The sequence below is a fragment of the Paenibacillus sp. RC21 genome, assembly GCF_044907935.1.
GTDB lineage: Bacteria > Bacillota > Bacilli > Paenibacillales > Paenibacillaceae > Paenibacillus > Paenibacillus terrae_A.
Map to the genome: position 1 here is coordinate 43,642 of NZ_JBIYCS010000015.1, position 18,756 is coordinate 62,397.

Here is an 18,756-nt window from a genome sequence, read left to right on the forward strand (position 1 = left end):
ATGGGGGTCTTATCCGTCAAACAGATCAGAGCGTGGTGTCTGACGCTCGCTCTGATCGCGCTTGCTTTACTGATCGTGCTACCGTTACTACAAATTTTCATCCAAAGTGTGTATGTAGATGGACGATTACAATGGTCTGCGCCTTTCCAGACGTTGGCTGCATCCCGATTTGCGGGTGTGCTGTTCGGCTCAATCTGGCTGGGCATCTGTGTTATTGCCGGAACGACGGTGCTTGCACTTCCGCTCGCGTGGATCATGTCCAACACGCGTCTCGCTAGCTGGCGCTGGTTGGACGTGGTGCTATTGATTCCGTTTATGACCCCGCCCTATATCGGGTCCATGGGTTGGATTTTGTTTATGCAAAAAAACGGGTATCTGGAGCAGTTGTTTCCGAGCCTGCATTTCTTGACCCCGTTCTTTTTCAGCTTTGGCGGCATGGTGATGATCATGAGTCTACATCTGTTTCCGTTCCTGTACCTGCTGCTGCGCGGTGCGCTGGTTAGGATTGGCGGCAGTCTGGAAGAGGCCGGATCCGTTATGGGCGGCGGCTTTCTGTACAGGTTCCGCCGGATCATTTTACCACTGCTGCTGTCGGCTTACGGAATGGGCGCACTGCTTATTTTCGTCAAAACGATTGCAGAGTTTGGAACCCCCGCCACCTTTGGACGACGTATCGGGTATGAAGTCATGACATCGGAAATTCACAAATACATTTCCAGTTGGCCGATTGATTTTGGCAAGGCGACGTCAATGGCCTCGGTGCTTTTAACCGCCTGTCTGCTCGTATGGTATGTGCAATCGGTAATCAACCGTAAGTACACATACAGGCTGGTAGGTGGTAAAGGTTCTCGTCCTTCCCGTCTTCGTGTATCTGGCTGGACTACGGGATTAAGTGTCACATTTATCCTATTGTTGCTAATGGCGTCCATCGGTATCCCTTATTTTTCAATTATCGCTGCTTCCACCATGAAGCTGCGGGGGATCGGCTTGGCTTGGGATAACTTTACGCTCGATTATTACAAGGAACTGCTGTCTTGGGGCTCAGAGAGCATGGAGGCGCTGCTGAACAGCGTATTTCTCTCTTTGGGTGCATCGACGATTGCCGTTGTGCTGGGCACATGGTTTGCGCTCGTTATTGGCGGCTCACGTACGAGGCTCCAGCGGACAGTGGATGCATTCAGCTTGCTTCCGAACACGGTTCCGGGGATTGTTATGGTAGTCGGCCTTATTTTATGGTGGAACTCGCCGTGGATGCCGATTCCGTTGTATAACACGTACGGTATGGTCATTCTGACGTATGTTGTCTTGTTTGTTCCTTATACAGTCCAGTATGTCAAAAGCGCCTTTACGCAGGTAGACACCGCTCTTTTTCAGGCAGGACAGGTGTTTGGCGGTCGCCCGTCTTATGTATTCTGCCGGATTGTGCTGCCGCTGATTTTACCGGGGATGCTGGCAGGCTGGATGATGACCTTTACCATTGCTTCGCGCGAACTGGTCGGCTCATTGCTGATTTTGCCGCCATCCGTCCAGACGTCTGCAACCTACATATTTGCCCAGTTCGAACAGGGGCAGGTGTCGCTTGGTATGGCAATGGCGGTCATATCGGTCGGTTTGACCACGCTGCTGCTGATCTTAATGGAAAGCTTAAACTCGCAAAGAAAGTGGAAATGATGATGACCAAGCTTCGAATTTGGGGCGGAGCGGGCGAACATGGCCGTTCCTGCTATGTTTTTGAAGGAAAGCAGCGTCGCATCATGCTGGATTGTGGTGTGAAAAAGGAAGGAACCGGGCAGTATCCGGTTTTTCCGCCGCAGGAGGCGGAGAGGCTGACTGCTGTATTGCTGTCTCATGCACATGAAGATCATTCAATGGCGCTCCCCTTACTGTACAAAAATGGATACCGGGGAGAGGTCTGGACGACAAAGGCCACTGCGGAACAGTTAGGTTCCTATTTTCGCTCCTGGCATACTTATGTAGAATCAAGAGGCGGCAAATTGCCATACGACGAACGAGATATCGAATCTATTGCTTACCGTTATCTGGAGGATGAAGCGCCGTTAGGGGTGTGGCAGGAGGCTTGTCCGGATATACGGATCATGTGGGGACGCAGTGGGCATTTGGCTGGCGCAGTGTGGTACGTGGTAGAAATGGAAGGGAAGCGGTTATTCTTTTCGGGAGACTACAGCCGCGAATCCGAGCTGCTCGCTGCCGACGTACCGGGCTTGGCCGTTTGGGGAGGTGCGCATGACCTGCCTGAATGGATGCTGGAGTCCGAGTTAGTGGATATCTCCATTATGGATAATGCCTATGGCATGGATATAGACCCGCAACCTGTGAAGCTGGAGCGGCTGCGGGCCGGTATGGAACAGATATTGTCTTCTGGTGGTCATGTGCTGCTTCCGGTACCCGCCTTTGGCCGGGGACAGGATTTGATCGTGTGGGTCAGCGAGCAGTTCCCGGAACAAGCAATGATTGTAGAGCCGGACATATGGCAGGGATTACAGCGTTTGAGCCGTTTGAAAGAATGGCTGCGCCTGGAAGCACCTGTGCGGATAGAACATGTGCTGCACAGTGGCAGGATCTTTGTGCCTCGTGATACTGCGGAGCGAGTACGGCTGCTGGAACAGAATGCTTCGGCTGTGATCGTAACCGGGGATGGCATGATGGATTCGCCACGGGCGCGGTGGTACTATCAGTATTTATCAGATCATCCGCCGAGTGCGGGGGATGGTGAAGCTAGCGGAAAAAGTAATCATAACGGTGTTATTTTGACGGGACATGCTTCAAGCGGTTCTTTTGGTAAACATCTGCTGGATTGTACGAATCAAAAAACGCGTCAGAAAACAGACCAGAATGACTGTTGTATAGTTCGGCATTTGATTTACAAGGTGCATCAGGGGGTATCGGATGTGAGGCAAATGTTGAAGGAGTTGCCTGGTAAACAGGTTGTGCTCGTTCATGCGCCCAAGCCGCAGACCGATCTTGTGCGTGACGAGCTGATAAGAGAAGGCTGGACCGAACAGGAAAGCTCTATAAAAGCCATTCACTCTTTGGGACCGGGCGCAACGTTAAACGTTTAGAGGTAATTCATTTACTTCATCAGTTATTTCGTTCCCTCCTGCATCAGTCGGAAGGCATCGACTTCTCCAAGTTTCGTGGATATAGAGTTGCGCCCGGTGCTTTTACGAAGGCGCAGCGGCGTAGCGGTACGCTTGAGCAGTGCTTTGATTTCTCCAGGCTCCATTTCCGGTCTTAGTGAAAGGAGCAGGGCAATACTTCCAGTCACGTGGGAAGTAGCCATAGACGTGCCGCTCATTTCGTGATGCTTGCCGTGTATCCATGAGGAAATGATCTTTTCACCCGGTGCGTACACGTCTACAAATTGTCCCCGGTTGCTGAAAGGCGCGATGCGTCTGTATTTATCAGTAGCTCCGACCGAAATGGTCTGGGAATAACGGGCGGGGTAGTCAATACTCCGACGCTTACCCTCGTTTCCTGAGGAAGCTACGATCACGATACCGTTTTGGTACGCCTTGTTTACCATATCAAGCAGCGCTTTACTGCGTGATTTCATGCCGAAGCTCATATTGATGATATCGACACGATTCAATACACACCAGTCGATGCCAAGAATAATATCCGAGACGTAGGCGGCCCCGTTATGGTCAAACGCTTTTACAGGATGAATTAGCGCCTGTGGTGCTACACCAACCATACCCTCGTCATAGTTGGATGCCGCGATGGTACCGGCAATATGAGTGCCGTGACCGTTATCGTCATAGGGCAGCATGGTCCGATTAAGCAGATTGATGCCTCTGGCAAGAGAATGCCGTAGATCAGGATGTTGAAAATCCGCTCCTGTGTCGATCACACCAATCCTGATTCGGTTTCCTGTAGAGGAAGGCCAAGCCTTGTATGCGCGTACCTGTTTGACCCCCCACGGCATGGGCAGGTTTTTCTCCGTCCTCGGCATGTGGGCCGCTCCTCCATGTATCCTCATGCGCGTATCTTCTTCAACGGTAACACCGTTGTGATATTTGCCCAGCCTGTCTCCCCCTGAAAGCGGGGCGATCAGAGCGCGAATCAGACGCGCCGGTTGTACTTGCCGTAATCCCGCAAGCTCTGGTTTCAGCTTCCTGAGATAGGACAGGCATTCCCGGTATTGGTGAGGCTTATCGAACGTAATGATATGTTTGTGCCGTCCACTGCCGGACGGCTCCGAAATGCCCTCGTGCAAACGCTGCAAAAAACCCGGATAGTCCATTTGAGACAGTCCCCCTCCGATGAGCCATGCTGAGGTATTGTATGAGCAAGCGTCAGCAGCGGCATGGGAAACCTGCCCCTTTTTTATTGAAATAGGCCTGCTTGTCGTGTCAAAGTGATCGTGGACACATACGATACATGGAGGGCATAAGCTCTTGTGCAACAACTTTGGGGACTTCTCCCGGAGCGGGTACAGTCGAAAGACGGGGGGGACCCCGTCTTTTTAACGTGCGCCGCCTTGTTCAAGGCATACTACTGCAAATTGTACGGATACCCATGTTTAACTTGCAATTTGCTTCCAAATAGGTTTTACTTAGTTTTGATAATGGATATGTTAGTATTGCATGTATCGTGTATGCTCTGAAACATGTTCTTGTGAATTACGTGTGAGAGGAAGTGTCCCTAGGTGAGTACCCCACTCAACTTGAAGATTGACCCGGAGAAAGTCCACGAGACTCCAATGGTGGATTTGGCATTTATGGTATTGAAAGCGGCCAATACTCCATATTATTACCGTGACCTGATGAATGAAGTCGCCAAATTGCGCGGCATGTCCGACGAAGACATTAATGACGTTATCGCTCAGCTATATACTGAAATCAACATTGACGGGCGTTTCGCCTGTGTCGGTACGAATCTGTGGGGCTTGAAACGTTGGTATCCAGTGGATAAATCCGAAGATACTCTGACAGGCGCCAAACGTCCTCGTATCATTAATGACGAAGATGATGACGACGAAGAGGACTATCATGAGGAAGAAGAAACTTACAGCGCCGATGACGACTTCGATGCAGACAGTGAAGACGAGGATGGCGAAGAAGAGCTGTTCGACGGCGAAGATGATGATAGTGATGAAGACGTGGTTATAGACGATGAAGACCTCAGTGATGAGGAAGACACTGAAGATGAAAATGACGACGAGTCGACGGAAGAAGACGATGATTCGCTTCGTTAAGATCAGGCTGCAAGGGGAGATGTATTCTCCCCTTTTTCATGACCATTTTCTTGAAACTCCTTCTGATTTGAAGCTTTTATGTGGATTCCCTCCAATCTTGTTCAATGGGCAAATTAACACAGATAACTTCCTTGACAGCGGATTGGACACGGGGTAAACTATTGCTTGGGCTTATGATTGATTCACTTATATGTTTGCTTTTTGTATAAAAGTGCCCCGTACTACGGGAGTGCTTTTTTGTTTTTTTATAGGGTGTTTCCACTCATGAAAGAGGGCTAAGGGCGGCGGGCATGGAAAATGATTCCGCTGCCTTCTTCATGGATGATAATCCGTGTAAACGGGTTACGATAACATCATAATGTCGCCTGAATTTTGGACTTTATTTAGGAGGGTTTTAAACAGTGACAAAGTATATTTTTGTGACAGGCGGGGTTGTGTCTTCCTTGGGCAAAGGGATTACGGCAGCTTCACTGGGAAGGCTTCTGAAGAACAGGGGACTGAAGGTAACGATTCAAAAATTTGACCCTTACCTTAATGTCGATCCGGGGACCATGAGCCCTTACCAGCACGGTGAAGTGTTTGTAACGGATGACGGTGCGGAAACGGATCTCGACTTGGGACACTATGAGCGCTTTATTGATATTAATCTGTCCAAGAACAGCAATGTCACGACAGGCAAGGTATACTCCAGCGTAATCAGTAAAGAGCGTCGCGGAGAGTATTTGGGCGGTACGGTGCAGGTCATTCCTCATATTACGAATGAAATCAAGGAGCGCGTATATCGTGCAGGCCGTGAAGCGGGTTCGGACGTAATTATCACAGAAATCGGCGGTACCGTGGGCGATATCGAGAGCTTGCCATTTTTGGAAGCGATCCGTCAGCTCAAAAGTGAGGTTGGACGCGAGAATGTAATGTACATTCACGTAACCCTCATTCCTTATATTAAAGCTGCTGGTGAGGTTAAAACCAAACCAACTCAGCACAGTGTAAAAGAACTGCGCAGCATCGGCATTCAACCGAATGTCATTGTTTGCCGTACAGAGCATGAACTTTCCTCCGATATGAAGGCCAAAATCGCGCTGTTCTGCGATATTGATGCTAACGCAGTAGTAGAATGCCGCGATGCTTCGACTTTGTACGAGGTTCCATTGAATCTGCGTGAAGAAGGCTTGGACGAGATCGTAGTCAATCACCTCAAGCTGACAACACCTGCACCGGATATGACGGAGTGGGAAGGGCTTGTTGAACGGATCAGAAAGCTGGATAAAACGGTTGAAATCGCCATTGTTGGTAAATACGTTGCACTGCATGATGCTTATTTAAGTGTGGTCGAATCCCTTTCGCACGCCGGATTTGACGCCAATGCGGATGTGAAAATCCGTTGGGTGAACGCAGAAGAAGTAACGGACGAGAACGTAGCAGACATGCTGGGCGGCATTGGTGGTATTCTCGTACCGGGCGGCTTCGGCGATCGCGGAATTGAAGGTAAAATCAGCACCATCCGTTATGCTCGCGAACAGAAAATCCCGTTCTTTGGTATTTGCCTTGGTATGCAGGTATCTGTCATTGAGATTGCCCGTTCCCTGGCTGGTCTGGATGGAGCCAACAGCTCGGAGATCAATCCGGCTACGGATTACCCGGTCATCGACTTGCTGCCTGATCAAAAGGACATCGAAGATATGGGCGGCACCATGCGTCTCGGATTGTATCCGTGCAAGCTGACGGAAGGCTCGCTGGCTTCGGCTTGTTACAACGATGAGCTGGTATATGAAAGACACCGTCATCGGTATGAATTCAATAACGAATATCGTGAAGTTATTGAAAAGGCAGGTCTTCGCATTTCCGGTACTTCACCGGACGGACGTTTGGTGGAAATTGTGGAACTGCCTGAGCATCCATGGTTCCTGGCGGTACAATTCCATCCGGAATTCACTTCCCGTCCGAACCGTCCACAGCCGTTGTTCCGTGAATTTGTTAAGGCGGCATTGCAGCTTCAAGGCTAATGCTGTGGCCTGTAAGACCTCCTCAGGGAGGTCTTTTTTTATTCCACGCTTCCTGATTATGAAAGAATATTCCACAATTATGTATAAGAGAAGGATTTTCTTTTTGCAGGAGCGAATATAGTTTAGGGTATGGGACGGATATTGTACGTCATCGGACGCTGTTATGGCAATAGCTGCATGATCCTCGTTTTAAGATCTTAGGAGGTTAAAACATTGGAAAAGAAAAAAGTGTTAATCGTCGATGACCAGAATGGAATACGAATTTTGCTGATGGAAGTGTTCGGAAGTGAGGGTTACGAGACCTTTCAGGCAGCAAACGGAAAAATTGCACTTGAAATTGTTGAAAAGGAACCGCCTGATCTGGTTCTGCTCGATATGAAAATTCCGGGTATGGACGGACTTGAAATCTTGAAGCATCTAAAGACCATGAATCCCGATATCAAGGTTATTATGATGACAGCTTATGGAGAACTGGACATGATTAAAGAGGCGACGGAGCTGGGAGCACTCATGCACTTTACCAAGCCCTTTGATATTGATGAAATGCGAATCGCCGTAAACAAGCAACTCAGGAGTGACGAAGCGAATCACTTTAGTTGAAAACTCTGTTAACACAACAGGGTTTTTTGTTTGTGTTTATGGGAAATACTGAAAGTAAATCCTCTCCTTATACAATTCTATGAAAAAACGGCGTCCTGGGCGTGATTTTCGTATGTGTTGATGTGCAAAAGCTTGTTTAGTATTTAACATGGGTTGTGGTATAATAAGCCCGTATGTGATGTCGGCTAAAATATAGACAAACCCAAACACCCTTAGGAGGACTGTAACCATGCCATTGGTATCTATGACAGACATGTTGAACAAAGCACTTGAAGGAAAATACGCGGTAGGTCAATACAACATTAATAACCTGGAGTGGACTCAAGCTATTCTGGGCGCTGCTGAAGAAGAAAAATCCCCGGTAATCCTGGGCGTATCTGAAGGTGCAGCACGCCACATGGGCGGTTTCTACACTGTTGTTAAAATGGTAGAAGGTCTTATTCATGATATGAAAATTACGGTTCCGGTTGCGATCCATTTGGATCACGGTTCCAGCTTTGAAAAATGTAAAGAAGCTATCGATGCTGGTTTCACATCTGTTATGATCGATGATTCCCACAGCCCGATCGACACGAACATTGCAACAACGAAAAAAGTTGTTGATTATGCACATTCCAAAGGCGTTTCCGTTGAAGCTGAAGTTGGAATGGTTGGCGGTCAAGAGGATGATGTTGTAGGTGACGTAATGTACGCGAAGCTTGACGACTGTCTGCGTATCGTTAACGAAACAGGTATCGACACATTGGCTCCTGCACTGGGTTCCGTTCACGGACCTTACAAAGGCGAGCCAAACCTCGGATTCAAAGAAATGGAAGAGATCTGCGCTGCAATCAAACTTCCACTCGTTCTGCATGGTGGTACTGGTATCCCAACGCATGATATCAAAAAAGCAATCTCGCTGGGAACTTCCAAAATCAATGTAAACACAGAGAACCAAATCGTGTTCGCGAAAGTGGTTCGTGAAGTGCTTGCTGAGAAACCGGATGCTTATGACCCACGTACATTTATCGCTCCAGGTCGTGAAGCGATTAAACAAACCGTTATCGGTAAAATCCGTGAGTTCGGTTCCAACAACCAAGCATAAGAATAAGTTGATGTACCGTGCGTCTGCATGGTTCAATGTATCTCTTGATTGTAATAGTAGTTCTGCACAGAAGATTTGAATCTGTTCAGTTGAATAGTTTGACTTGGAAAGCACACCGCTTAGCCGGTGTCTTTCCATTTTAACCACCAAAAAGTTGAAAGTTTATTATTTGACCGACTGCAAAACAAGTAGGGGGACCCTCAAGCTTATGGAAAAATTGATGATCACCGGTGGACGGCCGCTTCAAGGTACAGTTTCCATCAGCGGTGCCAAAAACAGTGCCATCGCCTTGATTCCCGCCGCCATTCTGGCAGAGTCGGAAGTCATTTTGGACAATTTGCCGCTGTTGAGTGATGTGGCGGTGTATTCCGAAATACTGGAGGAGCTTGGTGCAACCGTTGCCTGGGAAGGCAGCCAGATGAGAATAGATCCATCCTCCATTAAATCCATTCCCATGCCGAATGGACCTGTTAAGAAATTACGAGCATCCTATTATATGATGGGAGCCATGCTAGGCCGCTTCAAGGAAGCGATCATCGGTTTGCCAGGAGGGTGTAATTTTGAACCTCGGCCCATTGATCAGCATATCAAAGGTTTTGAAGCACTGGGTGCTACGGTTACGAACGAGCACGGTGCTATTCATTTGCATGCCAAAGAGCTGCGTGGTACCAAGATTTATTTGGATGTCAGCAGTGTAGGAGCTACGATTAACATTATGCTGGCGGCCGCACGTGCCAAAGGCGCCACAATTATCGAAAATGCGGCTAAAGAGCCTGAGATTATAGATGTAGCAACCTTGTTAAACTCCATGGGGGCCATTATTAAGGGGGCCGGAACGGAAACGATCCGGATTGAAGGTGTGTCCGAGCTGCATGGCTGCCGTCACTCCATCATACCTGACCGCATACAAGCGGGCACATATATGATTGCTGCTGCGGCTACTCGTGGTAATGTTTTGATTGACAACGTAATTCCCAAGCATATGGAGGCCCTGACTGCAAAAATGCAGGAAATGGGTATTGGTATAGAGGAATATGACGAAAGTATTCGTGTTCTGGGTTCACCTTCATATGAGCATGTTGATGTTAAAGCCTTAATTTACCCCGGATTCGCCACAGACTTGCAATCTCCTATGACCAGTTTGCTTACTCAGGCGCAAGGGGTTAGTGTACTGAGCGATTTTGTTTATAGCAATCGTTTTAAACACGTCCCGGAACTTGTGCGAATGGGGGCTAAAATCCGCGTGGAAGGTCGTTCGGCTATTATTGAAGGTGGCAAGCTAAATGCGGCTAAAGTCAAAGCGGCCGATCTGCGTGCTGGTGCAGCGCTTGTCATTGCCGGACTTACAGTAAGTGAAGGCGTAACCGAGGTGTCAGGTGTCGAATACATCGACCGTGGTTATGACCATCTCGTCTCCAATCTGCGTCTTTTGGGCGCGGACGTATGGCGGCAGACAGAATAACAAACTTCGTACATTTTGGGACTCCCGGAACGGATGAACAATAGAATGGATAGGCTCTATGCAGCCGCTGCATGATACAAGATATAGGTCCATACCTAACAATCTTTTATCGGAAAACCGGAATAATTCGGTATAATCCAAGCAGATGGCTGCATAACTTTATTTGTTTTGGTTAAAATTATGTTGATGGCGTTTATGATATCATTGTCTATCATTTAGTTTTGAATGGACTTAATAATTGAATAGGTGGTTATTATATGGATCTGCAAATTTCCGATCTGGAAGAAATGAAGCTGACCGATCTGTACAAGCTGGCCAAGCAATACCAGATCCCGTACTACGGAACGCTCAAGAAAAAAGAATTAATTTTTGCCATCCTGCGTGCACAAGCCGAGAAGAGCGGATTGATGTTTATGCAGGGCGTTCTGGAAATACTTCCTGAAGGTTACGGCTTTCTGAGGCCGATCAATTACCTCCCGAGTACCGAAGATATTTACATCTCTGCTTCACAAATCCGCAAGTTTGACTTGAGAACAGGCGATCTAGTATCCGGTAAATGCCGGACTCCGAAAGAGAATGAACGATATTTTGGATTGCTTCAAGTTAACGCTGTCAATGGAAGAAGTCCTGAACAAGCTGCTGAGCGGCTACACTTTCCAGCACTGACTCCACTGTATCCGCAAACTAAATTAGTCCTTGAAACTACCCCCAATAATTTGTCTACGAGAATAATGGATATATTGGCCCCTGTCGGACTTGGACAGCGTGGACTCATTGTGGCACCTCCCAAAGCTGGTAAAACACTTCTCCTCAAAGAAATTGCCAATAGCATTTCTACCAACAATCCCGAGATTGAGCTGTTTGTCTTGCTGATTGATGAACGTCCGGAAGAAGTGACTGACATGCAGCGTTCTGTTAAAGGTGAAGTTGTTGCTTCCACTTTTGATGAACTGCCTGAGAACCATATCAAGGTAGTGGAATTGGTTCTAGAGCGTGCCCTTCGCCTTGTAGAGCATAAAAAAGACGTGGTTATTCTGCTGGATAGCATTACTCGTCTTGCACGTGCCTACAACTTGGTTATTCCAGCATCTGGTCGTACGCTTAGTGGGGGGATTGATCCAGGGGCCTTCCACCGTCCGAAACGCTTTTTTGGTGCGGCGCGGAATGTGGAAGAGGGCGGAAGTCTTACTATTTTGGCCACAGCGCTCATTGATACAGGATCGCGGATGGATGACATTATCTATGAAGAGTTTAAAAGTACAGGCAATATGGAGCTTCATTTGGACCGCAAGCTTGCGGAACGCCGCATATTCCCGGCTATTGATATTCGTCGCTCCGGTACCCGGCGTGAGGAAATGTTGTTAGGCAAGGAAGAATTGGATACCATTTGGGCTATTCGTAAAAATATGACGGAAAGCCACGATTTTGTGGAAGGCTTCCTAAAGAAATTGCGGAACAGCAGCAATAACGCAGAGTTTTTGGCCTCGTTTGATACAACGGCACCGTCCGGCGGGTCACAAAGCACTTCAAGCACTCCGCAACGGAGAACCACGCGTTCCACCGCAGCATCGGTTCCAGCTTCAACCAACTAAAAACAGCAGTATAGCTACCCTGAATAACAATGATCAGCCTATGGATAATCGTCATTTCCATGATAGGTATTTATCTGTTCCTCAAGCACGCAGCCGTCAAGGTTCGATTGGTTTAAGGCGTGCGCTTGACGGAACGAAAGGAGCTCCACAATGTATTTGGTGTATGCCGACGAAAAAGGCAATGTATACGATCATGCTTCTTTGTATGGGCTTGCCCGCAGTGCAGACATGATTGTCGAAATCATGGAAGATGAGCTTATTCCGCTACCGGAAGGAGCTACGCTGGTAAGTCTGCCCAACACACGCCCGGTCGGTATGAACCCTGAATCCGGAGAAATGGTTTCCTTGCCAGGCGATATGCAGGCAGTGGGGGCTTTGTTACCTCAAGGCTTTACACGCTTGTGCCTGCCAGGGTATGTGAAGACCGATAAGGAGTATAAGCTCCCCTTGTTCGGCTATTCGGCCGTGGTCTGGAAAGATGGAGCTTTCTATGTAACGGCAGAGCGGAGTGATAATCCGTCCAAATGGAATCCGGAAAACTGTGACCGCCACGAGGTAAAGCAGGGCGTGCAGCGGATGACAGAGCAGTACCCGGAAAATCGGCTGTACCAACATTTGTCCAACTGTGCATTAGGCTATGAGTGTCTTACTTCCTCGAACACGTTCCTGAATCGCTGGGAGGGCGGAGTTCCGGTATCTTATTCTTGTAATGCCGGATGCTTTGGTTGCATATCGGAACAGCCGGATGACAGTGGTTTTGTATCCCCTCAGACGAGAATGAACTTCCGTCCTCGTGTCGATGAGATTGTGGAAGTCATGTTGGAGCATTTGAAAACACCGGAGTCCATCATTAGTTTTGGTCAAGGGTGTGAAGGTGAGCCTTCTACTCAGGCCAAATTGATTATAGATTCGATCAAAGAGGTCCGTTCCGTTACAGATATGGGATACATCAATATTAATACGAATGCAGGTTTGAACGATCATATCCGGGGAATCGTAGATGCTGGACTTGATCTGATGCGGGTCAGCACGATTAGCGCGCTGGACGACCATTACAATGCTTATTACAAGCCGCGTGGTTACACGTTAGCCAATGTGGAAAAATCACTTCGTTATGCTTCCGAGCAGGGAGTATATACGTCGATTAACTATTTGATTTTTCCGGGCGTGACAGACCGCGAGGAAGAAATCGAAGCGATGATTGAGTTTGCCAAACGCACAAAGCTCAAGCTTATTCAGATGCGCAACCTGAATATTGATCCTGAAAGCTATCTGGAGCTGATTCCACCTGCCCAAGGGGAGCTCCTTGGCATGAAGCAAATGCTTGAGATTTACCGTGAGGAACTGCCTGATGTCGTTATCGGGTCTTACACCCACGTACCGCCCCAAGGGCTGGCGCGTCCCAAATTTGCCAAGGCCTAGAACGGTCAATAGTGGGTTGAACTGCACCTGTTTTACACCATTTTTGGATACACAAAAGAGTTGTTGAAACGCTCATATCCAGGTGCTATAATGTGAACATGTGTTCATACAACTCTGGGCTGATAGGATGTTCAGGGCGGAAAGAGGTGAAAGTTCAATGCAACAAGCTATTCAACCGAAATTTAACGTAACTAATGTCACTTGTGCTTGCGGAAATACGTTCGAAACCGGTTCTGTGAAAGGTTCTCTGCGCGTGGAGATTTGCTCCGCTTGCCACCCATTCTTCACAGGGAAGCAGAAATTCCTTGATGTTGGCGGCCGTGTAGATCGTTTCAAGAAGAAATACGGTATCTAATCGATTACCGCAGGTTATAAAGTTATTAGAGCCTTCTGCTATTGCAGAGGGCTCTTTTTGTTGTGGATGTTTGCTTTTTGTGCGGCCTTGAGATATACTTATTTTCACCGTGCTAGATGGGGAGGTAGCGGTGCCCTGTAACTCGCAATCCGCTATAGCGAGGTTGAATTCCTGTTAGAGGTGTTGTTGATGTGAGGCTGGTCCCTGCGCACAATGTTGACGGTTGGGTCCTCCGCAATGAGTACTTGTGAACCTGGTCAGGTCCGGAAGGAAGCAGCCATAAGCAAGAGCACTCTTGTGCCGGAGGGTAGCCTAGCCCGAGTTGTTGTTCAGGATTGCCGCTCGGATCACAACGATCAATAACAGGTGCACGGTTTATATTTAGAGAATTAGAACATCTTGGCAGTCATTGCGAAGATGTTTTTTTTGTGTTTGGCGATGTTTAATTACATTCATGTTTTTCCTCCTAAACTAACTGGCGTGCAGATTCACAAATGATGGATTAGTTGTTAATGTGACATAAAGGAGGATAAAGATGAGAATTGTTTTTGCAACTGATTCAGACTATGGATACATACGAGACCATGACCATCATATTTCAGAGAGTTTAATACAGGTAAAAATAAAGGGAAATGAAATATACATACTGCGGAATCAAGATGAAAGTAATATCGGATGGATGAGGTATGGATACTTTTGGGACAACACACCTTTCCTGAATATGATTTGGGTCGATGAACAATATCGAGACAAGGGTGTAGGTAAGCAAGTTGTCCTCTTTTGGGAAGATCAAATGAAACAAAAGGGCTTCAAATTGGTTATGACATCTACTCTGGCAAATGAAAAGGCTCAGCACTTCTATAGAAAATTAGGATATTGGGACGCAGGGTGTTTATTACTCGAAAATGAGCCGTTGGAAATAATTCTGACCAAAAAATTATTTTAATTGATTTATTATCCCCTTAAAAAGGATTAGTTTAACCGCTTTTCATAAGGCGGTTTTCTTTTGCTCTTAAATTGAAAGGTGTCCGGTTTAGATTCGGACGGGAGTATAGTATAATGAAGTGAACATAATGTTCATGAAAGTGAATGGGAAAGAGGGTAACGCGCATTGGAACATATAGCGTTGTACCGTGCTTGGCGGCCTCAGTCGTTCAAGGACATGGTAGGACAACAGCATATTATCCAGACATTGCAGAATGCCATCCGCGAAAATCGCACGTCCCATGCCTACCTGTTCAGCGGTCCGCGAGGAACGGGTAAGACGAGTGCGGCCAAAATTTTGGCCAAGGCAATTAACTGTGAGCATGGACCGGCGCCGGAGCCTTGCAACGAATGCGAAGCCTGTAAACGGATCACGGCCGGAGCGGTCATGGATGTACAGGAGATTGACGCAGCCTCCAACCGGGGCGTTGAAGAGATTCGTGATTTGCGCGATAAAGTCAAATATGCGCCGACGGAAGTACGGCACAAGGTTTATATCATTGATGAAGTGCACATGCTGACGACGGAAGCGTTCAATGCGTTGCTTAAGACGCTGGAAGAACCGCCGCCACACGTGATGTTCATATTGGCTACCACAGAACCGCACCGGATTCCGGCGACGATCATTTCGCGTTGTCAGCGTTTTGACTTTCGGCGGGTATCGCTGGAGGAGCAGACGGAGCGGCTTGACCTTATATGTCGACAGGAGAACATAGAGGCTGATTCGGACGCATTGCAGTACATTGCGCGTCTGTCAGATGGCGGAATGCGTGATGCACTTAGCGTTCTGGATCAAATATCTTCGTTTACAGACGGTCGGGTTACTTATCAGCAGGTGCTGGATATGACGGGAGGTATTGCGTCTGAACAATTCGGCAAGCTTGCCTTGGCATTGCTGAAAGAAGATGTCGGCACAGTACTGCAAATGATTGAGAACTTTATGCAAGAAGGTAAAAGCGCAGATAAATGCATGGAAAATCTGCTGTACTATTTCAGGGATCTGCTTATGATTAAGATGGTACCGCAGGCAACTAAAATGACAGAGCGCGTGCTGGAGCCAGAGCAGTTCAAGGAAGTGGCAGAAGCTTTTACCAAGGAGCAGCTTTTTAGCATGATCGACACGCTTAATCGCTATCAGAGCGAGATGAAGTATGCCGTTCAGCCGCAAACCTTGTTTGAGGTGGCTCTATTGAAGCTGTGCAGCATTCCTGGGGCAGCTGGAACCGCTGCTCAGCCAACTACACAGCATTCTGGTGCTGCTGCCAATCAGGAGGATGTAGCCGTTTTGAAGCGCCAGCTTGCCGAGCTGGAGAAGAAGCTGGAGCGCGCGTTGCAGGGCGGATTGGCTGCCGGGGCAGGGCAGGATGCATCGTCGGTGAACCGTCAGGCTCCCGGGGGGCGCGCTCCCGCTCCGCGGATTTCTGCGCCAGTCAAGCTTCCTTCGCAGCTAGATCGCTATATCGCCGAGAAGTCGGGAGAGGCATTTGCGGCAGCGGGGCGTAAGTGGAGCCAAATTTTGCAGGGAGTCAAAGAAGCGAAAGTCACAGTTCATGCATGGTTTATGGACGGCGAGCCAGTGTCTGTATTAGAGGATAGTGTACTCGTGGCGTTTAAGAACAACATTCACCGTGAAACTACTGAAAAGCCTGCCAACAAGCAGGTCATTGAGAAGGTTCTGCACGAACAGTTGGGGCATCCCTATCGTCTGGTGACAATGATGCAAAAGGATTGGAATGCTGCGATTGAAGGAGTTCCCGATCAGCCTGCCGAAGAATTCCAACTGGAGCAGGAGCATGACGCACCGGGAAAGTCCAAGGAGCCCTGGATTGATGAAGCTATTGAACTTTTCGGGGAAGATTTGGTAGTTATAAAGGATTAAAATCAAAGTGTCTGGATGTATACTTCATTAAAGGAGATGATTGAAATGAACAATATGAACCAAATGATGAAGCAAGTGAAAAAAATGCAGGAGCAAATGCTGAAAGCCCAGGAGGAGCTTGGCGGAAAAGTAATTGAAGGTACTTCCGGCGGCGGTGTTGTGACTGTAGAGGTAAACGGACATAAAAAAGTGCTTTCCATCACAATCAAACCGGAGGCTGTAGATCCTGATGATGTGGAAATGCTGCAAGATCTCGTGTTGACTGCTGTCAACGATGCTTTGTCCAAAGCAGATGAACTGGCTAATGATGATATGGGTAAATTTACAGGCGGGATGAAAATTCCAGGCCTGTTCTAGACTGCGCATAAAGGAGAAGCACACTATTGTATTATCCGGAGCCGATTGCAAAGCTGATTGATGCATTTACGCGCCTGCCGGGGGTGGGGCCTAAGACGGCCGCCCGGTTGGCTTTTCACGTTCTGAAAATGAAGGAAGACGATGTGATTGATTTTGCCAAAGCACTGGTCAATGTGAAACGCAATCTTCACTTCTGTTCCGTCTGTGGCAATATTACGGACACGGACCCTTGTCGGATCTGTCAGGATAAGACAAGGGATGCTTCCGTCATTTGTGTTGTTCAGGATTCCAAGGATCTGGTAGCTATGGAGCGCACCAAGGAGTTTAACGGCTTTTATCATGTGCTTCATGGAGCAATCTCTCCTATGGAGGGAATTGGTCCTGAAGATATCAAGCTCAAGGAATTATTGAACAGGCTTAGTGATGAACGCATCAAAGAGCTGATTTTGGCTACGAATCCGAACATTGAAGGAGAAGCGACGGCCATGTACATTTCTAGGCTGGTGCGTCCTTTTGGAATCAAGGTTACTCGTATTGCTCACGGATTGCCGGTAGGCGGGGATTTGGAGTATGCCGATGAGGTTACGCTGTCCAAAGCGCTGGAAGGCCGCAGAGAGCTGAACTAATAAGTACAACTATACGTTATAGATATTTTTAGTGCCGATAAATCTTATGGATTTTCTCGACAATCTGGGGGCCTTTATGGCTCCTTTTTATTTTGTGATGATATGACTGGTATAGATGGTTCCTGTTCTAAGTTTGTCCTCTGTTAAATAAGTATGAATAAGGTAGTCTTACAGACTGTGCACATAATTCAGCTTGTGAGGAGGATGAATGGATGTGGGAACGGGTGAAGCAAAATTTTCGTCGACAGGAACACGGCAAATCGGAAGCAGAGCATCGTCAGGAGTTGTTTGCCCAGATTCGGGCTTCGCATGCGGAATGGCTAAGAGCGCATCGGTTATTTCATGAAGCTACAGGCGAGGACGAAATCGACTATGCCATTTTTGTTCTGGAAGCTGCGGAGCGTAAATATCAGATACATTTAAAATGTGCCAAAAAGCAAGGGTTGCATCGTTTCCACCTGCCTGCAGATGAACCGGGGTATGCCAATGACGCGGGCCGTGTTCATAAACGGAGAGCCGAATGAGAGGTGCTGTCTGGCTTGTTCTGATTGCTTGCGTTGTGGTACTGTCATGTCTAATCCTCAAAAAACGTCTGGGTATCGGCTGGCTTACTGTGTTTGGGGCGCATATGGCTCTGGTGGCAATTGCGCTGTATGTCATTAATTATTCGGGGTGGATCACGCAGGTGTATATCCCTATTAATCCGGTTACGATGGGGGCTGTAACGGTTTTGGGATTGCCCGGAATTGCACTTTTACTGGGATTGAAAATGATATTGTTTGGACAGGCTATGTGAGTGTGTATAGAGTTTAATCAAGGAACGAGGATTGTTTAATATGTGGAGCTTTTTGGCAAGGGCAAGCGAAAAGTGCTTTTGTTTTAAAATATAGTTGACGGGGAATTCGATTATATGATACATTAATTCTCGGCCCTTAAAGCCCGGGAATTTTTTTTGAGAATAACGCTGAAATGAAATTGAAAAATAATTTTAAAAAAGTGTTGACTTAAATCCCGAATGTATGTTATATTAATCAAGTCGCCGCTGAGATGCGGTGATGAAACAAAGTAAGAGAATATGAAGGTTTGATCTTTGAAAACTGAACAACGAGTGAGTACGGATTTTGCTTGCAAAATCCAACGCTGAGATTTTGGTACATGCCGTCAGGCTGTATAA

The 18,756-nt window shown here is 47.6% G+C and carries 17 protein-coding genes and 1 other RNA gene; 17 read left to right on the forward strand and 1 reads right to left on the reverse strand.

Annotated features, from left to right (window positions below):
- Together ABIA61_RS25810 and ABIA61_RS25815 are read left to right on the forward strand one after the other, a co-directional pair.
- On the forward strand, nt 1-1,671 hold the full coding sequence (locus ABIA61_RS25810) for an ABC transporter permease (RefSeq protein WP_404521606.1): 1,671 nt from the start codon (nt 1-3) through the stop codon (nt 1,669-1,671).
- Entirely contained in the window at nt 1,668-3,080 is a 1,413-nt protein-coding gene (locus ABIA61_RS25815) for an MBL fold metallo-hydrolase (protein WP_404521608.1), read from the forward strand. The genes ABIA61_RS25810 and ABIA61_RS25815 overlap by 4 nt, the downstream gene beginning before the upstream one ends.
- Nucleotides 3,081-3,103: 23 nt before the next feature.
- Here the strand turns inward: ABIA61_RS25815 and ABIA61_RS25820 are convergent, their stop codons facing one another.
- Nucleotides 3,104-4,264, reverse strand: coding sequence for a S8 family peptidase (locus ABIA61_RS25820; protein ID WP_283654120.1), 1,161 nt, complete (start codon nt 4,262-4,264; stop codon nt 3,104-3,106).
- Nucleotides 4,265-4,669: 405 nt separating this feature from the next.
- Here ABIA61_RS25820 and rpoE point away from each other — a divergent pair, with 405 nt between their 5' ends.
- From rpoE to ABIA61_RS25895, 15 genes are all read left to right on the forward strand, one after another.
- Nucleotides 4,670-5,218 (forward strand): DNA-directed RNA polymerase subunit delta, encoded by a 549-nt coding sequence (gene rpoE, locus ABIA61_RS25825; RefSeq protein ID WP_044646873.1) that lies wholly within the window; start codon nt 4,670-4,672, stop codon nt 5,216-5,218.
- Nucleotides 5,219-5,619: 401 nt separating this feature from the next.
- A complete protein-coding gene (locus ABIA61_RS25830) occupies nt 5,620-7,221 on the forward strand; it encodes a CTP synthase (protein ID WP_014279132.1) in 1,602 nt (533 codons plus the stop codon).
- A 213-nt stretch (nt 7,222-7,434) separates the two neighbouring features.
- Nucleotides 7,435-7,821: a response regulator gene (locus ABIA61_RS25835; protein ID WP_283654121.1), complete on the forward strand. Its 387-nt coding sequence runs from the start codon at nt 7,435-7,437 to the stop codon at nt 7,819-7,821.
- A 229-nt stretch (nt 7,822-8,050) separates the two neighbouring features.
- Nucleotides 8,051-8,905 (forward strand): class II fructose-1,6-bisphosphate aldolase, encoded by an 855-nt coding sequence (fba, locus tag ABIA61_RS25840; protein ID WP_404521611.1) that lies wholly within the window; start codon nt 8,051-8,053, stop codon nt 8,903-8,905.
- Nucleotides 8,906-9,113: 208 nt separating this feature from the next.
- Nucleotides 9,114-10,367 carry a UDP-N-acetylglucosamine 1-carboxyvinyltransferase gene (locus ABIA61_RS25845; protein ID WP_025683194.1) on the forward strand — a complete coding sequence of 418 codons (1,254 nt, stop codon included), beginning with the start codon at nt 9,114-9,116 and terminating at the stop codon, nt 10,365-10,367.
- A 257-nt stretch (nt 10,368-10,624) separates the two neighbouring features.
- Nucleotides 10,625-11,959 (forward strand): transcription termination factor Rho, encoded by a 1,335-nt coding sequence (gene rho, locus ABIA61_RS25850; RefSeq protein WP_044646878.1) that lies wholly within the window; start codon nt 10,625-10,627, stop codon nt 11,957-11,959.
- 150 nt (nt 11,960-12,109) lie between these two features.
- Nucleotides 12,110-13,381, forward strand: a complete 1,272-nt coding sequence (locus ABIA61_RS25855; RefSeq protein WP_283654122.1) for a radical SAM family protein — start codon at nt 12,110-12,112, stop codon at nt 13,379-13,381.
- 157 nt (nt 13,382-13,538) lie between these two features.
- On the forward strand, nt 13,539-13,736 hold the full coding sequence (rpmE, locus tag ABIA61_RS25860; protein WP_044646880.1) for a 50S ribosomal protein L31: 198 nt from the start codon (nt 13,539-13,541) through the stop codon (nt 13,734-13,736).
- Between the two features lie 107 nt (nt 13,737-13,843).
- Nucleotides 13,844-14,110: signal recognition particle sRNA large type (ffs, locus tag ABIA61_RS25865), an RNA gene on the forward strand.
- 161 nt (nt 14,111-14,271) lie between these two features.
- Nucleotides 14,272-14,682 (forward strand): GNAT family N-acetyltransferase, encoded by a 411-nt coding sequence (locus ABIA61_RS25870; protein WP_283654123.1) that lies wholly within the window; start codon nt 14,272-14,274, stop codon nt 14,680-14,682.
- A 165-nt stretch (nt 14,683-14,847) separates the two neighbouring features.
- Nucleotides 14,848-16,599, forward strand: coding sequence for a DNA polymerase III subunit gamma/tau (gene dnaX, locus ABIA61_RS25875; RefSeq protein WP_404521614.1), 1,752 nt, complete (start codon nt 14,848-14,850; stop codon nt 16,597-16,599).
- 45 nt (nt 16,600-16,644) lie between these two features.
- Nucleotides 16,645-16,956 carry a YbaB/EbfC family nucleoid-associated protein gene (locus ABIA61_RS25880; RefSeq protein WP_013308226.1) on the forward strand — a complete coding sequence of 104 codons (312 nt, stop codon included), beginning with the start codon at nt 16,645-16,647 and terminating at the stop codon, nt 16,954-16,956.
- A 26-nt stretch (nt 16,957-16,982) separates the two neighbouring features.
- Nucleotides 16,983-17,582, forward strand: coding sequence for a recombination mediator RecR (gene recR, locus ABIA61_RS25885; protein WP_044646883.1), 600 nt, complete (start codon nt 16,983-16,985; stop codon nt 17,580-17,582).
- 212 nt (nt 17,583-17,794) lie between these two features.
- Nucleotides 17,795-18,106 (forward strand): DUF2508 family protein, encoded by a 312-nt coding sequence (locus tag ABIA61_RS25890; RefSeq protein WP_044646884.1) that lies wholly within the window; start codon nt 17,795-17,797, stop codon nt 18,104-18,106.
- The gene (locus tag ABIA61_RS25895; RefSeq protein WP_283654125.1) at nt 18,103-18,378 is read left to right on the forward strand and encodes a pro-sigmaK processing inhibitor BofA family protein; all 276 of its coding nucleotides are present in this window, start codon (nt 18,103-18,105) and stop codon (nt 18,376-18,378) included. Before ABIA61_RS25890 ends, ABIA61_RS25895 begins: the two co-directional genes overlap by 4 nt.
- Nucleotides 18,379-18,756: the final 378 nt, after the last annotated feature.